Annotated in this window: 12 protein-coding genes; 1 reads left to right on the plus strand and 11 read right to left on the minus strand. The window is 44.3% G+C overall.

Features of this window, described 5'->3' with window-relative positions; all coding sequences use genetic code 11:
• Positions 1–149: 149 nt before the first annotated feature.
• The 9 genes from KUA48_RS08110 to KUA48_RS08150 form a co-directional block, all read right to left on the minus strand.
• On the minus strand, positions 150–2,348 hold the full coding sequence (locus KUA48_RS08110; protein ID WP_218432694.1) for a glycoside hydrolase family 66 protein: 2,199 nt from the start codon (positions 2,346–2,348) through the stop codon (positions 150–152).
• Positions 2,349–2,353: 5 nt separating this feature from the next.
• Positions 2,354–4,432: a glycoside hydrolase family 97 protein gene (locus KUA48_RS08115; protein ID WP_218432725.1), complete on the minus strand. Its 2,079-nt coding sequence runs from the start codon at positions 4,430–4,432 to the stop codon at positions 2,354–2,356.
• A 104-nt stretch (positions 4,433–4,536) separates the two neighbouring features.
• Entirely contained in the window at positions 4,537–5,961 is a 1,425-nt protein-coding gene (locus KUA48_RS08120) for a glucan 1,6-alpha-isomaltosidase (protein WP_218432691.1), read from the minus strand.
• A gap of 21 nt (positions 5,962–5,982) precedes the next feature.
• Entirely contained in the window at positions 5,983–7,170 is a 1,188-nt protein-coding gene (locus KUA48_RS08125; protein ID WP_218432689.1) for a SusF/SusE family outer membrane protein, read from the minus strand.
• Positions 7,171–7,190: 20 nt separating this feature from the next.
• Positions 7,191–8,921, minus strand: coding sequence for a RagB/SusD family nutrient uptake outer membrane protein (locus KUA48_RS08130; protein WP_218432687.1), 1,731 nt, complete (start codon positions 8,919–8,921; stop codon positions 7,191–7,193).
• 24 nt (positions 8,922–8,945) lie between these two features.
• Positions 8,946–11,930: a TonB-dependent receptor gene (locus KUA48_RS08135; protein ID WP_256624442.1), complete on the minus strand. Its 2,985-nt coding sequence runs from the start codon at positions 11,928–11,930 to the stop codon at positions 8,946–8,948.
• Positions 11,931–11,988: 58 nt separating this feature from the next.
• Positions 11,989–14,337, minus strand: a complete 2,349-nt coding sequence (locus tag KUA48_RS08140; protein ID WP_256624441.1) for a TIM-barrel domain-containing protein — start codon at positions 14,335–14,337, stop codon at positions 11,989–11,991.
• 232 nt (positions 14,338–14,569) lie between these two features.
• On the minus strand, positions 14,570–16,168 hold the full coding sequence (locus KUA48_RS08145; RefSeq protein WP_369503207.1) for a DUF6377 domain-containing protein: 1,599 nt from the start codon (positions 16,166–16,168) through the stop codon (positions 14,570–14,572).
• A gap of 365 nt (positions 16,169–16,533) precedes the next feature.
• On the minus strand, positions 16,534–16,905 hold the full coding sequence (locus tag KUA48_RS08150) for a hypothetical protein (RefSeq protein ID WP_218432684.1): 372 nt from the start codon (positions 16,903–16,905) through the stop codon (positions 16,534–16,536).
• A gap of 248 nt (positions 16,906–17,153) precedes the next feature.
• Between KUA48_RS08150 and KUA48_RS08155 the strand changes: the two genes are divergently transcribed.
• Entirely contained in the window at positions 17,154–18,281 is a 1,128-nt protein-coding gene (locus tag KUA48_RS08155) for an AAA family ATPase (protein ID WP_256624440.1), read from the plus strand.
• A 68-nt stretch (positions 18,282–18,349) separates the two neighbouring features.
• Here the strand turns inward: KUA48_RS08155 and KUA48_RS08160 are convergent, their stop codons facing one another.
• Together KUA48_RS08160 and KUA48_RS08165 are read right to left on the minus strand one after the other, a co-directional pair.
• Entirely contained in the window at positions 18,350–19,189 is an 840-nt protein-coding gene (locus KUA48_RS08160) for a LytTR family DNA-binding domain-containing protein (protein WP_218432681.1), read from the minus strand.
• Between the two features lie 33 nt (positions 19,190–19,222).
• Positions 19,223–19,732 (minus strand): ATP-binding protein, encoded by a 510-nt coding sequence (locus tag KUA48_RS08165; protein ID WP_218432680.1) that lies wholly within the window; start codon positions 19,730–19,732, stop codon positions 19,223–19,225.
• Positions 19,733–19,764: the final 32 nt, after the last annotated feature.

Genomic DNA, 19,764 nt, shown 5'->3' on the forward strand with positions numbered 1-19,764 from the left:
GAGAGACTACCACCTCATTATCAAACGATTAAAGATTAAAAAAGAGAAAACGTGAGGGATGTGAGGGATAAAAAGAGGAAAACCTCAAATCCGCAACCTATAGGGTTTAGTGGGATTTGAGGATTTATACTTTCTTCAATTATATCCTGTTACTTGAAAACAACCTTCTTACCTTTCTTCACATAAATACGCATCTGATCCAAATCTATGGTGATGTCATAATATCCTGCTTCTTTTACCTTAAACTTATAATCTTCTTCTTTTCTTATTGATGTGGAAAGATGCGCCAAAGAGACCGCAGAGTTAAACTCGTAGTCTTGATACTCCGCATTGTAACTCTTGCAGACTCTCCAATCAGGAGCATTGACAAACTTGAATAGTTCATTTGCCTTCAGATAGACGGTTGCCCTGAAGACCTTTCCATCCTCGTCTCGGTTCATCGCTATTGCATGGTCCAAGTCGTAGGCAGCATTGCCTGCTTGTTGCACAGCCTCTCCCGTGATATAGATGCCATCCTCCACATTCTCACCTTCCATCACAGCCATTGTCCAGTATTCCAATGAAGGAAGCGTGAAAGAAACATCATAGCCGTTTTGGGTAAAAGGAAGTTCCTGCACCGCCCCTGCATGACTATCAGGAGTTGCCACCCATACCTTGGAGACTTTCCTCATAGATTTCACCGTCACAGGAATATTGGTCTTCTTCTCAGGTTTCACACGAGTACCCCAAAGGTCACGCCATGAGAGGTCGTTGGTATTGAGGAAGTTGAGAAAATGCAACACATCACACTTACCTACCTTCTTGGCGAATGTTGTCAGCGAGTACTCCTTAGGAGGCCAAGCTTGCACGGTCAGTCCTGAAGTAGAACTGATGATAGGCAGATAAGCAGACTTAGAGGTCGTACCACGCAACAAGTTCTGATAAGCAGTCTGGAAGTCGTAGTATCTGACAAGTGCCGTCTTCAACTCATCGCTCATCGCCAAAGGTGCTGCGGGGAAATACTCACGAGTCAACATGTGGTCGCCCATCTCAAGATGAGAACCGCCAAGGGCAAACATCGCCGCATCGGCAAGCAAGACTCCTGGCGTATTGACCATCCTATCTCCAGAGCCCCCATTGTCTGCTTTATCATAATTGATGTAAGCCGCAAAGACAGTCGGATGCTGATGGTCGCTATACTTATCATTAGTTTGGATGATACTAAAGAGATTGGCAAACTGGTCCTCCGATGCACCACCATATCCATTGCCATTGCCCCAAACCTCATTATAACAGAAGTCTATATCATTCCTGACAATTTGCTCAGCCCCATAGCCTGAGACAGCATTCATCACCAAAGACTTATCGGGATGCGCCTGCTTCATGGCTTGGATGAAAGACTCATAAGAAGAAGGCAAATCTACCTTATGGCGATTGGCATCATACACGGTACCACGGTAGCCCAACTGGTCTATCTGGAAGCCATCAAAGCCAAAGTTGTCATACACCTCCTCATTACGTTCAACCATATACTGCAACCACCCTTGATTGCTTGGCACCTGCAAGTAAATGTTGCTTGCCCAAGAATCTGGCAAACCATGATAGTCTTGCTCATAATTGCCTGCGTTATTCTTCAGCAAAGCCCACTCGGTCTTGACCCCATCATTGGCAGCATTCTTCCATGCACCAAAGCAAAGGTTGTAGAAGATGGACTTCATGTTATACGAATGCTGCTCGGCAATGTAATTCTTGACATACTCCACACCGACCCAACGTTTACTGATATCTTGATACCATGAGGTGAGAGAACCATCAGCATTCAACTTCACGGGCTTGTGGTGCATCCACTGCCAATCCTGAAACTGCACACCATTGATATGGAGACGGTTGAGATAAGCCATCTCAGTCTTGATGTTGGCGTTCTTGTCTATGCTACCATCATAGTTGTTGAAATCCGCCACAAAACCATAACGTGGGAAACGCTTCCAGTTGCTTGACACATCAACAGCTATTGTTCCCAACACGACCTCCGTCCCATTCGACTTGGCAAACAATTCCACGAGATAACCTTGGTAGTCGGTAGTAGGTGGAGTCCATGTCCATCGGTTGTTGCTCATGACATCCGACAACTTATGCGACTCCAACACCATAGCACCATGGCGGTAGCGCACATAGGCATTGCTTGGCAGACTGCCACTTGCACTGAACACCACAACCTGTCCTGGAGTATAACAAGCCTTGTCGGTTGTCATCTCCACCGACAGTTGTGAAGAGATGGTTGCAGCATGGCTCATCATCGCAAAGACGAATGGCAGAGCCAAAGAAAAGCCATACTTGCAACCCAAACGCAAGAGAATAAACTTTCTCATCATCATTATTTCTCAAAAATACTGATGGCATAACCACCACCTGCACCAGCCTTCAACTTGAGTACAGATTTATTGGTAACCACACGCTTCGTAATGACGTATGACTGTTGGTTAGCCTTATAACTTGCATCCTTGCCATCGGCATAGATGGTAGCTACATATTTCTTGCCTGGAGTTAGAAAATCGAGTTTGAGGTTAGACTGATGAGCTGTCTCACCTACCGTACAACCTACGAACCAATTGCCTGTACCCTTGGCTCTACGGGCAATCGTAACATATTGACCAGGCTCTGCCTCCAAATAACGGCTCTCATCCCAGTCTATAGCAACGTCCTTGATAAACTGGAAAGCATCTGCATACTTCTCGTAGTTCTCAGGTATGTCTGCAGCCATCTGCAATGGGCTGTACATAGTAACATACAATGCCAACTGTCGAGCCAAAGTTGAGTTGATGTGATGATGCTTGTTAGGGTCTATCTTGTTCATGTCACCCTCCAAGATGCCAGGAGTATAATCCATTGGACCACCCTGCAAACGAGTAAATGGCAATACTGTGGTGTGGAATGCCTTGTTACCTGCGAATGATTCATACTCCGTGCCACGTGCCGACTCATTACCAATCAAGTTAGGATAGGTTCGGCAAAGACCTGTAGGACGGACAGCCTCGTGTGCATTTACCATGATGTGGTGCTTAGCAGCCTCGGTCACACAATAGAGATAGTGGTTGTTGAGCCACTGACCATAGTGGTGCTCGCCACGTGGGATGATATTACCTACATAACCACTTTTCACGGAATTGTAGCCATACTTATCCATCAAGCTGTAAGCAGCTTCGAGATGACGCTCATAGTTGCGGACAGAAGCCGAAGTCTCGTGGTGCATCATCAAACGTATGCCCTTGGAGTGAGCATAGTCATTCAACCCTTTGAGGTCGAAGTCTGGATAAGGAGTCTGGAAGTCGAACACATAGTCCTTGCTATGACCAAACCAGTCTTCCCAACCGATGTTCCAACCTTCCACAAGCACCTGAGAGAAGCCATTCTTCGCAGCAAAGTCGATGTACTTCTTCACGTTCTCTGTATTGGCAGGATGCTGATCATGAGGTTTCACCTTAGAATAATCAGTCTCTCCCAACTTCACAGAAGGAAGGTCGTTGGTGTATGACCATTGTTTGCCACCACCAATCATCTCCCACCAAACACCGATGTACTTTACAGGCTTGATCCATGAGGTATCAGTATATTTACAAGGTTCGTTGAGGTTGAGAATCAAACGAGAAGCCAACACCTTGCGGGCATCATCCACGACCATGATGGTACGCCAAGGCGTATGGCATGGTGTCTGCATGTGCGCCATGTTGCCCTGCGCATCAGGAGTAAGCTGTGACTCGAAAATCAAGTTCTTATCATCGAGATTCAAGTGCATACAAGAATAATCTACCAAGGCAGCCTCATGGATATTGAGGTAAATGCCGTCCTTGGTTTTCATCTGAAGGGAAGTCTGCACACCTGTTGGCGAGAAGATGGTCTGCGAAGCATTGCCGCAAACAGCATCTTTCAACAAGCCTCTGATTTCTGAGAGTTTTGACTCTGTGTAGTCATACTCCTGCGTATCATAGTCGCCAGGAATCCACCAAGCCTTATGGTCGCCTGTCATGGCGAACTGCGTATGCTCTGCCTTCACTACGAAATAAGGGAGGAACTTCTGCTGTGGGAACTCATAGCGGAAACCTACTCCATCATTATATACACGGAAGCGAAGGTTCATATATCTACCATTGGCTGGTTTCTCCATTTCCACGAAGAGTTCGTTATAATGATTGCGAATCTCCTTCTCTTCTCCCCATACTGGTTGCCAAGTCTCATCAAACGTTGAAGTAGAAGTCTTGTTGATGCGGAAATTGTCCATCAAGGAATTCTCCTCGTTCAATTCTATACCCAATGTACTTGGGTTGACAACCGCCTTACCCTTATAATCTACTTGGTAAGTAGGTACTCCCTTGGCATCAAGAGAGAACGAAACACTGAGGTTTCCATCAGGAGATTTCACAGTCTGCGCTGCCAGCCAAGAAGGCATCAGCAACATACAGCCCAAGAAGAGCTTTCCCAACAGTCCCTCTCGCTTGGAGAGGGCTGTGGTACATTTTTTTATATTCATATTCATTCAAAAATTTTTTATCTGATTATCACTTAGTTCAATTTTACAATCTTGCAACCATGCGCTGGGATGTTGACGGTGATGGAAGAAGCCTTGCCTTCATCTGTATGCGTCCAAAGGTCACGAATCTGCTTCTCACCCTGTATGCCCAAGTCACTGAAGTTGACTGTAGCCGTCTTAGTCGATTCATTACGGTTGAAGATACCCAATACATAGTCACCGTTTGTCATCTGACCATACCAAATCTCATTGTTGCTGTCGTTGAGTTGGTCGCTGAGAGGCTTACCTACGAAGCCGTCCTTATTCAAGGCGAGCAACTCGTCGTTGGTATAGTAGCTCATGTCATCCTTGATGGTAGATTTCTGGTCGGATGCAGCCACAGGACCACCTGCCATCAACTGCAAGGAGACAACCGTCTGCTTCTCCGCATCGGTATCAAAGGTGTTGAGACGGATGAAGTCACCATCGAGAATCACCTTATTGCGTCCACTGATGTGCGACCAATAAGTGAAACCATCAAACATATTCATGCAGTTAGGCCATGTTTTGTATGACTTACCCTTGTCTTGTGCAGAACAGTGCCACCAACCACCAGAACCTGTATCAGCGACGATACGAACCATATTGCCATACAGGCTCTCGACCTGTGCATCAGCATAGAGGTGAGGCATCACGAGAGAAGTGAAGATGCCATATTTCTTAGCCGACTCAGCGATATAACGCATGGCAAGCGCATAGTTCTCACGACCATAGCCACGACCTGTAACACCCATGTAGCGGTCCTGTCCATCCTCATACCAAGAGAGGAAGTCCATACGGATGAACTCTACACCCATCTCCTTGTAGTGCTTGAAGAAGCCATCAATATACTCACGGCAACCAGGATTCTCGGCTACAGCCCAAGAGAAGCTCATGTCCTTGGCTGTAGGGTGAGACAACTTATCCTTGTTCTCGCCATTATAGAAAAGGTCGGCGAAAGTATAGTCTGTTCCCTCAATCTTAGTCTCCTTAGGACCATGAATCCAAAGCGGATTGTCATATACACCCAACTTCAAGCCCTTAGCCCTACACTTCTCTACGATGTCCTTGAGTGCCTGAGAACCATAGTGAGTCATATAGCCAGACTCATCCTTTGCGAGCATTGGGATGAAACCATCAGTACAAATCATATCGTAGCCATGTGGTTTCAGTTCGGTAGCCACCCAATCCACAATCTCATCCCACTGGTCTGAGGTGAGGTCCATATCGTTGTTGTTCACACCAGCGGCATTCTGCATCATGCAGTATTCATAGACACTCCAGTACATAGGAGCCTTTACACCATCATGGATACCTTCAACCACAGGCAGATTGGAGAGTTCGTGAGTTGGCGGATATTTCATTTCCACATCGTCGGCACATGAGCCGAGAAGAGAAGCTACCGCCATTGCCATTGAAAATAATATAGTCTTTTTCATTGTTCTAATCATTTTAATCGATTATTTCTTTACGACTTCGATAGTCTTGTTCTTGAGGTTGAGGGTAATCTTATAAGTACCTGCCTCTGTTACCTTCCACTGATTATCAGGATCACCTGCAGAGACAACAAAGTCGTTAGCAGCCACACCGTTGGCATTTACCTCTACATCAGCAGAAGATGGGCGAACAAATGCAGCATTGAAGTCCTTCTTATTACTCATCTTGAATGTGCCTTCCTTCAACTTACCTTCCCAAGTGAACACGTCCTTGTTGTTGGCATCTTGTGTCAAGACTTGGCACTCATCCCAAGACCACCCACCAGGAGTGGCATCACCTATCATATAATACTCAGGAGTATCCTCGATGACATTTAAGAACTCTGCTTGAATGGTCCAATGCTCAAGGTCGAAGGTCAAACGATAATTTCCGTGATCCTCTACGACCCACTTATCATCAGGACCTGTAGTATAGACGAAGTCTGCAGACTCGACACCGTTCTTGTTGATCTTGTTGGCATCAGCAGATGCTGGACGAATAAATACTGCATTGAAGTCCTTCTCACCAGCAAGTTTCAACTCACCTGCCTTCAACTCACCCTCATATACATAGATGTAGTCAGACTTCTTCTCCAATTCAGGAGCTTGATCCCATTCCCAGCCAGACTCTCCTGCAAGGGTAGCAGGACCAATGGCATAAAGATGGTCGAGAGCAATAGGCTCTACGGCAGGCTTGTCTTTCTCGCCAAGATACTCTGTTGACATCGTCCAATTGCGCAAGTCGAAAGACAAGCGATACTTACCAGCCTCGGTTACTCGCCACTTGTTGTCTGGGTCACCAGCCCACATGGCGAAGGTCTGTCCGCTAATATTGGACTTAGATATAGCCTCTTGGTCATTAACAGGGCGAATGAATCCTGCATCCCAATTACCTGTCGTGAGACAAAGTTTCATCTCACCAGCATTGAGCGTACCTTCCCAAGTGAAGACCATATTGTCCTCCTCGCCTCTTGTAAAAGGTGTAGGGTCGTCAATGCTCCAACCACTAGGAGTGGCATCTCCCACCATATATAATACAGAAGTCTTGATAGGCAGATTGCCATCAATAATCTTCAAGTCTTTCTCGCCGTCGCAACTTGTCAACAAATTCATCAACAACATGCAAACCAACAGGCAAAGACTGCTATATTTCAATTGAATATTTTGTACCATAATCGTATCATGTTAAAAAGTTACTTGTTATACCCAGGATTCTGCTCCAACTCATGATTAGAGTTCAATACCTCACGTGTGATAGGCCAAATCTCTGTATGTCGATCTGCATCAGCTTGCTTATCCCACCATACACCATTGGTAGAGAACTTGTCGAAGCGAATGAGGTCAATACGACGGCGACTCTCTGCAAAGTACTCACGTCCCCACTCATCCAACATTTCATTCATATCGAGAAGAACATTCCCTTCTGGAGCATAGAGTACATCTTGATAATCTGCCTCTGGATAATTGCGCTTACGCACACTGTTGAGCAACTTTCCAGCCGTTTCCTTATCGCCTTCACGCAACTTGCACTCAGCGAGAGAGTAGATAATCTCTGGCAAGCGAATCTCAGTGTAGTCACTCTCCAACTGATGAGCATCGTCATCACTATAGAGCGGATACTTTACGAAGTGCCAACCTGAGTTGTGGTCGCCATCACGCAAGGTTGCTGTGGTAGCAGAAAGCCACTTGGTAGGAGGAGTACTTTGGAATACACCCACCGCATCACGAATATAAAGTTCATAATCCACCTCTGGAGCCTTCACATGCTTGGTTGCTCCATTCTCGTCCTTGTACTCCAAGTAGCCATAGAGGAACATACCCTCACGGCGGCTGTTACCCAAGTTACGATAAAGTTTCAAACGCTCATCGCTTGGATACTTCTTGAATTTCTGAATAGGCATACCCAACTGATAATTGTAGAGCGTTCCATCAGGGGCATAACTTGGAGAGGCTGCATACTTACAGTTATGGTCACCAGCCTTACTCTTGGCATCGTTCAAGTAATACTTGGCACGTGCAGGAACAGTCCAGTTATAAGTGTTACTTGAATAGTTCCAATAAGTATAACCAGAAGAAGCAGGGAAACCGAAGATAACCTCATCACAAGCATCATTATCCCAGTCAAAGGCTGCATCCCAACGGTCTGCAATCTTATATTTGCCATATACACCATCAAGGATGTCTTGAGCTACCTTGGCACAGTCGCTGTAGTGAGCCTCACCGATATAGACCTCTGCATTGAGGTAAAGGCGAACGAGCAAAGATGCGGCAGCAGCCTTTGTCCACTGGCCTTGGAGGGTAGAATTGGTACCTAATTCGGTTTTCTCTACGAGCAATGGCAGGCATTCTTTCAATTCACTCTCGATGAATTTATAAGTTTCCTTAGGATCTACCTGTTTCATAGAGCCTCCTGTTGTGGTTGTTACCAATGGCACATGGCGGAAACCATCAAGCAAGCGAAGATAGAACCAAGCACGCAATACACGGCACTGAGCCTTGAGGTTATTGAACTCTGATTGTGTGAATCCAAACTGTTCTGCAGAAAGCTTACTCAAGTCCTCGATAACCTTACAACTCTGCATAATACCTTGGAAACAACCGTTCCATTCTTGCTGTACCATCTCTGCATCTTCCACATTGTAATCGTGATAGTGCATGATACGCCATTTTCCACCATCGTCCCACCAACCATCACGAGTAGGAGTTATCAGTTGGTCAGCAGTCAATTCATTGAGCACATGGCGGCTCTCAATGCTCCAGAAAGCATGTTCGAAAGGACGGAATGTGGCTCTAATCACATCCTGCTTGGTATTATAATAATTCTCTGATGCCACTTGATCATAGAGCGTTTCGCTCAAGTCAGTACAGCTTGACAACGAGAGTGTGCATAAAGCTGCAGATACTATATAATTAACAATTTTCATTTTTTCTTGATTTTAAGATGATTATCAGAAATCTACTGTCATGCCAAGGATAAACTGACGTGTTGATGGGAAATAGTCACGTGAGCCTTGTGCTCCTGGAGTAAGTCCATTTACTTGATAGTTCGAAGGGTCAACACCGCTGAACTTGGTCAAGGTAAACACGTTCTTCACTGTTCCATACAATCTTACTCGGTCAAGGAAACGACACTTTGACAAATCGAATGTATAACCCAAGGTTACCATATCGAGTTTCAAATAGTCGCCTTTCTCCAAGAAGTAGTCGCAAACCACAGGGTTGGAATTGCCACTGATTTGGAAGTTCTTGCCGTATGCCTTCTGCAAACGGTTACCTGTAAAGTTGCGAGTTCCATAGTAGAAGTCGTGGATATTGAAGATGTCATAGCCAAATGCTCCACGGAAGAACAAAGACAAGTCGATGTTCTTGTAACGGAAGTTATGGCTCGAAGACATGGTGAACTTAGGCATACCATTGCCTACCTTGACACGGTCGGCTGCCGTAGCTTGCGAAGCACGGATTATCTCGCCATCCTTGTCATAAACAAGCCATTCTCCATCTGTAGTATGGCCTGCATACTTCCACATATAGAAGTTACCCAATGACTGTCCTTTCTCTATGCGCTGCAAGTTATAGTAAGGATATGGATCTGATGTACCTACTACATCATAATAATCCTGACCTACGAACTCGGAGTTGCTGAAATCCACGAACTTATTCTGCATGGTTGTACCTACGAAACTGAGGTCGTATGAGAAGTCCTTGGTATTGACTGCCTTTAAGTTGAGGTCGAACTCGAAACCATAGTTCTTCATCGTACCTACGTTGACGAAAGTATTGTCGAAGAGGTATGGAGGAACAGACACCTTATAGTCACCCAACAAGTCCTCAGTCTTGCGATTGAAGTAGTTCAAGGAACCATAGAAGCGATTCTTAAACAGAGAGAAGTCGATACCGATATTCCAGTTCTTGGCTTTCTCCCATCTCAAGTCAGGGTTCACGTTCTTAGCAGGTCCCCAAACCTGGAAATACTTACCATTATAGATATAATATCCAAAACCTGTCATGGTGTTCAAAGACTTGTAGCTACCAAAATCCTGGTTACCAGTAACACCGTAGTCACCACGGATTTTTAAGTCGCTGATCCACTTGAGATTCTTCATAAACTTCTCCTGAGAGATACGCCAACCTGCAGATACGGCAGGGAAGTTACCCCACTTGTGGTTAGCACCAAACTTAGAAGAGCCCTCATGACGGAGAGAAGCAGTAAACAAATACTTGCCATCATAGTCGTAGCTTACACGACCGAAGAAGGCGATGAGCTTGGCATCGTTCTTATAACTACCCATACCGACCTCACCTTCATCTTTCACATACTCACCAGAGCCGAGGTTGTCTGGACCAAGAGCATCATTAGGGAAATCCTTATTTTCGGCATTGAATCCAGAATACTGTGAGTACTGGTAAGAATAACCCAACATACCCTTTACATTGTGCTTGCCGAAACTACCCATGTAGTTTGCCAACCACTCTGCCACATACTGACGCTCCTTGCTGTAGGAACGACTTGCCTCACCATCGCGACCATTGTTGATGGCAATGGTACTGGTAGATGGACGGAACCAAGAATTATTGTTATCATACTGGTGGTCAGCAAACATAATCTGTGTAGAGAGATTGTGATTGCCCTTACCATCCTTCATCAAGAGAGGCAAAAGATTCAACTTTACCGTACCATCCCAATCCAGCAACTTGGTGTCACCATGGTCTGTCTCCAAGAGCTGACGCTCCACAGGGTTAGAACCTGCCGCCTGACCTTGGAAGTTGTAGTAACGAGTAGGATTCTCTGGATCCATCAAAGGAGTTGTAGGGTTAGCCTCGATAGCATCCTTGAAGACACTCCAGTCTGCTTGGTCACGATAGATTATACGAGGAGCTATATTAGCAGTGATGGTGAAGAGTCCACCCTTGGTAGTATGCATGATGGAAGCACGACCACCATACTCCTGACGACGAGAGCGGAGATCGATACCCTTGGCATCACGATAGTCGGCACTGACACGATAGTTACTCTTCTCATTACCACCACTCAAGGTAAGTGTGTGCTGCTGGGTGAAACCAGTACGGCTGACAGCATCGAGCCAATCGACATTGCCACCAAGATCAACGCCAGAGTCACCCCAACCGAGGCGTACATCACGATAATCTTGTGCGCTCATCATCTTGAGATCTTTAATCATGACATCCCAAGAACACATACCAGAATAAGAAGTATGGAGGCTTCCGTCCTTGCTGCCTTTCTTGGTTGTTACCACAATAACACCATTGGAGCCACGAGTACCATAGATGGCAGAAGCGGCACCATCCTTCAAGACATCGAAAGAAGCGATGTCATTAGGGTTGATGTTGGTGAGATTTCCACCAGGAACACCGTCTATCACAATCAGAGGACCAAGACCTGCAGAACGTGATGACACACCACGAATCTGAATACTTGCCTGGTTATTAGGGTCACCAGCACCCGTATTGGTGATGCTCACACCAGCTACCTTGCCCTGAATCATCATGGATGGGTCAAGTGAACTAATAGTAAGGAAGTCTTTCTCACCTACGTGAGAGATGGCAGAGGTAAGCTCTTTCTTGTCCATCGTACCGTAACCGATAACAACGACCTCATTGAGCACACCAGCATCTTCTTTCATGGTAACATTGATTTTCTTGCGTCCCTTTACCGCCTCGGTAAGAGACTCAAAACCCACGTATGAGAATACTAAGGTAGCCTTAGGAGAAACCTCGATGGTATAGGTACCATCCAGGTCTGTAACGGCACCTGCCTTGGAAGAAGATGTCCTTACATTTACACCTATCAGAGGCTCACCAGAAGCATCAGTGACAGTACCCTGCACTTTCAGCATTTCCTGCGCCAAAAGCGTAAGCGGCATCAGCATGCATAAGCATAACAGTGCGGTTGTCTTTTTTAGAAATGTTTTCATATGCTTTACTTTTTAGTTAATGTATATACTTTTCAGTTAGAAACCTTAATTAATCTATCTATCTATCTATTGCAGTCGCAGGACTATACTCCACGACGACTTTTCGTTCCAGCGAACAACTTCCCGAAGGTACTTCCACCGTAGTGCAATGAGTAGCCTCATCATAGCTGAAAGTTGCACTCACACCATCCACTTGGGCTGAGATAGGAGCAGAAGTATTATAGATGTGCATCACATAAGAACGGTTCTGAGGAGCTTTGCTTGCTGAGCCTTGACGTTCCGAGATGATGTATTCCCCTCTGTTGCCATCACAGACCTGCTTCAAGGAAGTCTTGGCATAAGCGATAGCATAATCTGCATTGTCACCATCATCCTCATAAAGAGAACCTTCACCATTGGCACCAGCCACCACATGGAGCACCAAGTTATCAGGACGTTCCGTAACATTCATCACTGTAGATGGATTGAAAGGAATGACCGAACCTTCACGGAAGAAATAAGGTATCTGTTCTTCTGTAAATGTCATTGTGCGCTTGCATGGGCCTTCTATCATCTCATGAGTAGATGCACTCCACCATTTACCTTCAGGGAACCAGATTTCCTTATTGGTCTTTCCGTCACTCCCTGCTTGAGCCGTGATAGGAGCCACCAAGATGTCATCACCAAAGAAATACTCTCCATCGTATGTGTAAGCCTCCTCTACCTCTGGATACTCATAATAGAGTGGACGGCAAAGAGAGATACCTGTTTCGTATGTCTTGCGAGCCATCGTGTAGATGTATGGGAACAAAGTATAACGCAAACGCACTGCCTCCAATATGGTAGGGAAATTAGAGAACTTCCAGATTCTACGTTCGATGCGGTCATCACTTGTGGCATGAGTACGGAAGATTGGGGTAAACACGCCAAACTGAATCCAGCGTAACACGAGGTTAGGATTGTTGACAAGTTCTTCACTTGAATACATGTGACCTCCCAGGTCGTGTCCCCAATAACCGTAACCAACATTAGAAGCCGTTGCTGTGAAGTATGGCTCAAATGCCAAAGCGTCATAACTGATATTGGCATCACCCGAGAAACCTATCTGATAACGATGGCTACCCAAACCTCCCCAACGATGGAAGATGACAGGACGATGGTCGGTACGCTTCGCTGCCTCATTATAGAACACATGGTTGCACCAGAATGTCTCACTCAAAGAGTTGGTATATGGACTCGTAAGATGCTGTTGCCAATCTATCCACCAGAAATCTACGCCTTCTTTTTCATGGTCACGGATGATATTCTTAAAGAAAGACTTTGTAAAATCTGTATAATCAAGACTCCAGTTGATGGTGTTCTTATCATCATTGAGATACTTGCCACCCAATTCGGACTTCATTGCCGCAAAATAAGATGGAGACTCCACCTCATTGATTCCATCGGCAGGATGCAAGTTGAGAGCAGTCTTAAAGTTCTGTTCGTGCATCTCTGAAAGTAATTGGGTAGCATTTGGAATCAAGTTTGTATTCCAAGACCAACCAGTCCAACCTCCACGACCTTCCGAACCACTGTAAGCATTACCATTCCAATGCCAATCCATGTCGAGAATCATCACATCAGTAGGAATCTTGTTCGTCTTCAAGTCCTTCATGATATTGCGATAATCATCTGCCGAATAAGAGGCATACTTGCTATACCAATATCCAAACACATAGTCTGGAGGCAAAGGTATGTCACCTGCTATCTTTGTAAAGTCGGCTATTGCCTTCTTGTAATTGTGACCATAACCCAAGAAATAGGTGTCCATTGCATGATTGTCTGCACGGTCAGCCCACCAACTATATCCAACTTCCGTACTTGGCACCAATGCGTATGAACGTCCACCATCTGCACGAGAGGAACTCCAAGAGTCGTCTATCACTGCCCAACCAGAACGTGACACAAGACCGTTTTCCATCTCTGAACGCTTGCTATCGCCCATCAGTCCATCCAAAGTACGGCAGGTTCCCTTCAGGTTCAATGGGTCTGGCTTACCTGGATACCATACGGACTGAACACCATCACCGTTGACTGCAATGGTAAGGTTCGTGGAAGAAGCTGGTATTGTACGAGGGTCTGTACCCTTGCGATACTTCAACTTCAAGTTGGATGTTCTTATATATAAATAGGTATCGTCTTCAGTTTTTGTAAATTGAGGAACATCCAAATTACGATTGACAACCGTAAATGTTGCTTGATCCTCAAACGTACCCTTTGCACTATACTCAATGCGTATCATCTCAGGAGTAAGCACGGTGAAACGAGCATTGCCACATTTCACGATAGCATTGGTTGCAGCCACAGGATTGTTGCTTACAACACCTTGTGCTGTTACCGTAAGAAATGCAGCACAAGCAATGAAAGCGAAAGATAATAATCTCTTCATGTTCAAATTGTTCATTAATTGTTAGTTATGTTATTTTAAATTCCAAATACAGCCTTGTCGGCGTTGTCGATTGCAAAGATAGGGCTTTTTTAAATAGGTTATAACACCGTACACCAAAAATACAAATATGTACAAACAACACTTGTGCTGAATATCAGACACTTATGATATTCAGCACAAGAGAAAAATACAAACCCTATCCAAAGGGTATTTCGCATATATTAAAGAGATTTTAATCTATTTTAGCTACTCTTTCTTCAAAATCCTCAGGATAAAGAGAGCGTAAACGGATGCGAGAACGATAAGAATATACCGTCTGCTTGGAACATCTCAAGAAAGCAGCAATCTTCTCATTCTCCACAATACCCAAACGCAACAAGGCATAGATGCGTAACTCTGTGTTAAGTCGGCCGACCTTCTTGGGTTGAATATTCTCGTCTTCCTTCATCAAACCATTGAAGGACACAACAAACTCTGGAAAGATTCGGAGGAAGATACGGTCGAAGTCCTCAAAGAACTCTTCGATTTCATCCTCCACGATGGAACTTGACTTCAAACGTCTATAGAGTTCCTGCAGTCCTCCATTGGCAGCCAACTTATTGAGTGAACGTCGATAAGCATCCAACTTATCTATATAAGCCGAACACTTGTTCATAAACTCCATGATATAGATATTCTTAATCTTATTACTCTCGAAGAGTGAGCTATTGGTCTCTTGCAGAGCCGTATTGGCTTCGTTCAGTTTGTCATTGGTAGAAGTCAATTGTGTATTGAGAGAATTCAACTTCTGGTTCATCTCATTCAAACTCTTGTTTGACTCTTCCAAGGCACGGCGAGCTTGGGCGATTCGACGCAACTGCTTACGAGTATAAATCATCAAAGCCCCCACCAACAGCAAGAGGAAGCTCACGATAATCAATCCTAAGGTGATATGTGCTCGCTCGGACTTGCGCATGGCATCATACGCATTATCTATAATAGGCAAAGCATCAGAAACCTCAATAATACGTAGTTTCGCATTACAAAAGGTAGCATCCTCCATCGACTTTCTCATATACAAGTAAGCACGAGTTACATCCCCCTCCTCATATAATAAGGTGGCAAGACGACGAAGCGACACATACTCCTTGATACTATTTTTCAAATCAGACATGGCTGAAATGATGAGATACTGCTTTTCCTTATCCTTATCATTTATCTGGCGATAAATATCAGAGATAGAATAAGCCACATATCCCATCTCTCGGTCATCCACCGTCAACTTTTTATAAGAAGCAAGGAGAATATGCAACGCATCTGTATATTTCTGATTCGTTATCAAGAACTCAGCCTTGTCCCAATCGGTGTTCAAGACATTTAAGTTCTTGAGCGAATCTCGGTAAAGCAAACGCCTCCGCTCATAGTATTCACGCTGGATAGAGGTTATCGCTGTTTGACGAAGTGCATCGTAAAGTTCGCCATACAAACCATAATAGTATTGGCGCATATCATTGGACATCAAACTGACATCCAATGCCGAAAGTATTCTGTTCGCCTCCAAATAGTTGCCACTCTTGGTAAAGATACCCGCAATATCCAACTCAGAATAGACACTGTCCTCATAAACATTCAATTTCTTTGCCCAACTAAGTTTTCGTTCCGCATACACGTATGCAGAATCCAACTTAAAAGGCTTGTATTTAGCGAAGATGTCACGAGACACCGCCAATCTTTCCTCATCATTATTCGCTCTACGAAGCTTTTGCTTCAACACGTCAATCCTCTGCTCGTACTTATGAGTATAAACGCTACTGTTCTTGATGACCACATCAAGTTCCTCAAGTGTGTACACTTTGCAATACGGGGGTGTGGCAAGGGCAAAAGTATCCATGCACAGAGCTATCACCGTCAACAATAAATGCTTTATCACGATATTATTTATTATTTTGTAATGATTAAAAAATAACATGGTACATTTTGTATTACTTTTATGAAGTGATACATGACTAAATGGTAGTACTTTGAGTACCCCATTCATTTCATATTTACTATAGTTTTCCTTTGCCATAATTTGATATTTCCTTATTTCCGCAACACTATAATTTAATGTTTTTTATAAGCAGAGGGTGTGTCATAAGTCCATGATGCACCCTTTTTCTCTTTTTCACCATCAAGTATCAATTGAAAGCCTTTCAACCATACAGGTCGCCAGATTTCCTATTTCCGTTTTTGCTGTTCTCTTATTATCCTGAACGCCAAATCGGCAAACTTTTTTAATGCTGCCTGAACCTGTCCTCGTCCGAAAGCCCAGAATATGAGGGCGGCAGAGGCTGGTGCTGCATGCGTTCCTACATATTGGCGCATTTTAGGAACCGTACAGTTTTCAATGCCAAGTTCATGCATGGCACAGAATATTTGGGCAGCCGGCACTTCAAAATCAGTCTTGGTGCGCTGATCTCTAAGTACCAACGTGGTTTTGTTAACCTTTACCACCTTGTATTCCTTATAGGCATTACTGCAATACACCTTGATAGTCTTTATCTTTTGAATAAAGCTATCGAATGTCAATGTATTTATATCTTCTATCATAACTAATGGGGGGTAAATGTTGTGGTGATAAGCAAATCATTCCACCTTTTTATTATAATTCTCCTCTATTATGGTGCAAAAGTAAGCTTTTTCTGTGAATAAACCAAGAAAAATTGCTTTTTTCTGAAGCATGTACAATATATTCTTTTATCAGGTATCTATTTACATCTTTTTAATTGCCAAAAACTTGCATGATTCAAAAAATAACCGTATCTTTGCGGCTAAAGATAGGAATAGGAGAAAAGATTATGGCAAACAATAAATTCAGAAAGCTGCCGGTAGGCATACAGTCTTTCAATGTTATCAGAGAGGAAGGATACCTCTATGTTGACAAAACTGACATGGTTTGGAAATTGGCGAACCAAGGTTTAAAGTATAATTACTTGAGCCGTCCTCGCCGATTCGGTAAGTCTGTGCTTGTTGATACACTCCAGGCTTACTTCGAAGGAAGAAAAGAGCTCTTCGAAGGACTGAAAATCATGGATTTGGAGAAAGACTGGAAGCAGTACCCTGTTATTCGACTCGACATGAGCCGAGGGGGAGCGACTGCAAATGAAGTTAAGGCATACCTGGATCGAACTTTTGATGTTTATGAGCAATTATATGGCATCCATATTAAGCCAACAGATTCACTAGGAAATCGCTTCGACCTCATCATTAAAACCGCCTATGAACAAACAGGGCTCAAGGTTGCCATTCTTATCGATGAGTACGACTCTCCTCTCCAGCACTCGTGGAAAACTCCCGAGCGTGAGGGTTGCACAGAAGTATATAGAAGTGTATTTTCCATCTTGAAAGCTGATGATGCGTACCAACGTTTCGTCTTCATTACGGGTATCACCAAGTTTACGCAGATTTCTCTTTTCTCAGTTCTCAACAACCTGACCAATATCAGTTTCCTTCCTGAATATGCTGCTATCTGCGGTATTACAGAAGAAGAAATCGGGGAGAACTTCAAGCCGGAACTGGAAAGAATGGCTGAAGTGAACGAGTGGACCTTGCAGCAAACTCATGATAACCTGAAGGATTACTACGATGGATACCATTTCAGTCGCAGAAACATGGTGGACATCTACAATCCTTTCAGTCTCCTTAATGCACTCGACGCACAAGACTTGAGCTGTTTCTGGGTTTCATCAGGAGCAACCTCCATGCTACCTAAGTTTGTGGACAACATGGAACTGCGCTTACGAAATTTCGAAAATTGTCCGATTTTACGCAAGACTCTTGAGAGTTCTGATGTCATAAATGGTGGTGCCGAACTCTTTCTCTATCAGACGGGTTACCTTACCATCAAGTCGAGCGATGAATTTGGCTATTTCTTAGGTTTCCCAAACCAAGAAGTGAAACAGGCTATTGGATTGGGGAATTACTGAAGAATAAAAACATAGAAGAAGAGGGCGTGCAAAGACTATATCTTGCACACCCTATTTTTTCCCTATTACTACAATATCTCCAACTGATCCTTTACCGCCTTATAACAGCGGCGGGAAACCGTGATTTCCTCATGGTCGAAAGGAGGAGAAAAGATGCAGCGGAGCGTATAATTCTCGATGCAGAGAAGATAATCGAGATTGATGATGCAATCCTGACGAACCTGAGCCAGAGAAGGCGACATGGAAAGGATGGTCTTTGCCGTGGCCTGCCTCTTCAATTTATAAACCTGCCCATTCGACAACTTCAACTGCCAAAGATGAGTAGCCTCATCAAAAGTGCAACTGAACACATCATCGGGCTTCAACATCAATAAACCCGAAATGGTCTGAATGGCAAGACGCTTGGCTGCTGTTCCCAGCATCCCATTCATTCCCGAAAAATCCTGAGTCTTCTGAGAAGCCAAGACTGATTCAGAAGAACAGGAAGAGGACTCTGGAACGGAAGAATCATCTTCATCCACATCATCTCCATCTTTCATTTTCTGCCGGATTCGGTCTACCACCAGTTCAAACTCATCCTGCTGATAAGGTTTCAACAGGAAATCGAAGGCAGAGGCTCTGAGCGCATCAATCATATACTTATCGAAGGCGCTGTAAAATACTACGATAAGGTCCATCGGAATTTCATCTCTCAGAGATTGCAACACCTCAAAACCCGTCTGTCCAGGCATTTCAACATCGATGAACAGCACATCGGGCTGTATGCTCATCACCAGATTCTTTGCCGATACCGCCGAAGAGGATGTGGCAATCACCTCAAAATCTTCCAGAGTTGCCAAATCATCCTGCAACCTGTGGATGCTCTGTGGTTCATCGTCCACAATCACAACCTTAATTCTATCTTGCATGTTATTTCGTTTTAAATTCTTATGAAAAGTTTCTTACTTAAAGACATTATAATCGTAATTACATGGAACTCCGATACTTACACATATTCCTCTATTCCTGGTACCACCCTCCTCTTCTGATGCTCCTCTGTTGCTCTGCATCTTGAAAAACATCTTGCGTTCGTTGCTTGCATTAAGCATTTCGATGGTACTGTTCAGAATTCTCAATCCGGTTCCCGTACTGGCAGCACAATTTTTCTTTTTCTTGCCAACGGTACCCGAAACTCCACATCCGTTGTCTGTAACATCTATGCGGAGCATATCGTCCTCAACCCAGATGTTTACATCCAGCAAAGGCTTATCTCCCGTCTCTTTCATTCCCACAAAAGCATGTTTCAAAGCATTCTCTACAGGAATCTGGATAATCATAGACGGCAGCATGAGCTTCATATCCACATCCTTGGCAACATGGAACTGAGGCATCGGAAGGAACGGATTGGTTTCATGGCGAAGAGTAGAATAGCTCGTCACCATCTGCAGTTCCTCTTCCAAACTTACCGCCATCTTATCGCAAGAAAGCAAGTAGGCACGCAGTA

The organism is Segatella copri (assembly GCF_019249795.2).
In the GTDB taxonomy this organism is placed as follows: Bacteria; Bacteroidota; Bacteroidia; order Bacteroidales; family Bacteroidaceae; genus Prevotella; species Prevotella copri_B.

Excerpts from the sequence above, each read along its gene's own strand:
- KUA48_RS08140 (WP_256624441.1), bottom strand. The coding sequence starts at position 14,337 with ATGAAGAGATTATTATCTTTCGCTTTCATTGCTTGTGCTGCATTTCTT.
- KUA48_RS08125 (WP_218432689.1), bottom strand. The coding sequence starts at position 7,170 with ATGGTACAAAATATTCAATTGAAATATAGCAGTCTTTGCCTGTTGGTT.
- KUA48_RS08135 (WP_256624442.1), bottom strand. The coding sequence starts at position 11,930 with ATGAAAACATTTCTAAAAAAGACAACCGCACTGTTATGCTTATGCATG.
- KUA48_RS08130 (WP_218432687.1), bottom strand. The coding sequence starts at position 8,921 with ATGAAAATTGTTAATTATATAGTATCTGCAGCTTTATGCACACTCTCG.
- KUA48_RS08155 (WP_256624440.1), top strand. The coding sequence starts at position 17,154 with ATGGCAAACAATAAATTCAGAAAGCTGCCGGTAGGCATACAGTCTTTC.
- KUA48_RS08160 (WP_218432681.1), bottom strand. The coding sequence starts at position 19,189 with ATGCAAGATAGAATTAAGGTTGTGATTGTGGACGATGAACCACAGAGC.
- KUA48_RS08150 (WP_218432684.1), bottom strand. The coding sequence starts at position 16,905 with ATGATAGAAGATATAAATACATTGACATTCGATAGCTTTATTCAAAAG.
- KUA48_RS08120 (WP_218432691.1), bottom strand. The coding sequence starts at position 5,961 with ATGAAAAAGACTATATTATTTTCAATGGCAATGGCGGTAGCTTCTCTT.
- KUA48_RS08165 (WP_218432680.1), bottom strand. The coding sequence starts at position 19,732 with ATGGCGGTAAGTTTGGAAGAGGAACTGCAGATGGTGACGAGCTATTCT.
- KUA48_RS08115 (WP_218432725.1), bottom strand. The coding sequence starts at position 4,432 with ATGTTGCTGATGCCTTCTTGGCTGGCAGCGCAGACTGTGAAATCTCCT.
- KUA48_RS08110 (WP_218432694.1), bottom strand. The coding sequence starts at position 2,348 with ATGAGAAAGTTTATTCTCTTGCGTTTGGGTTGCAAGTATGGCTTTTCT.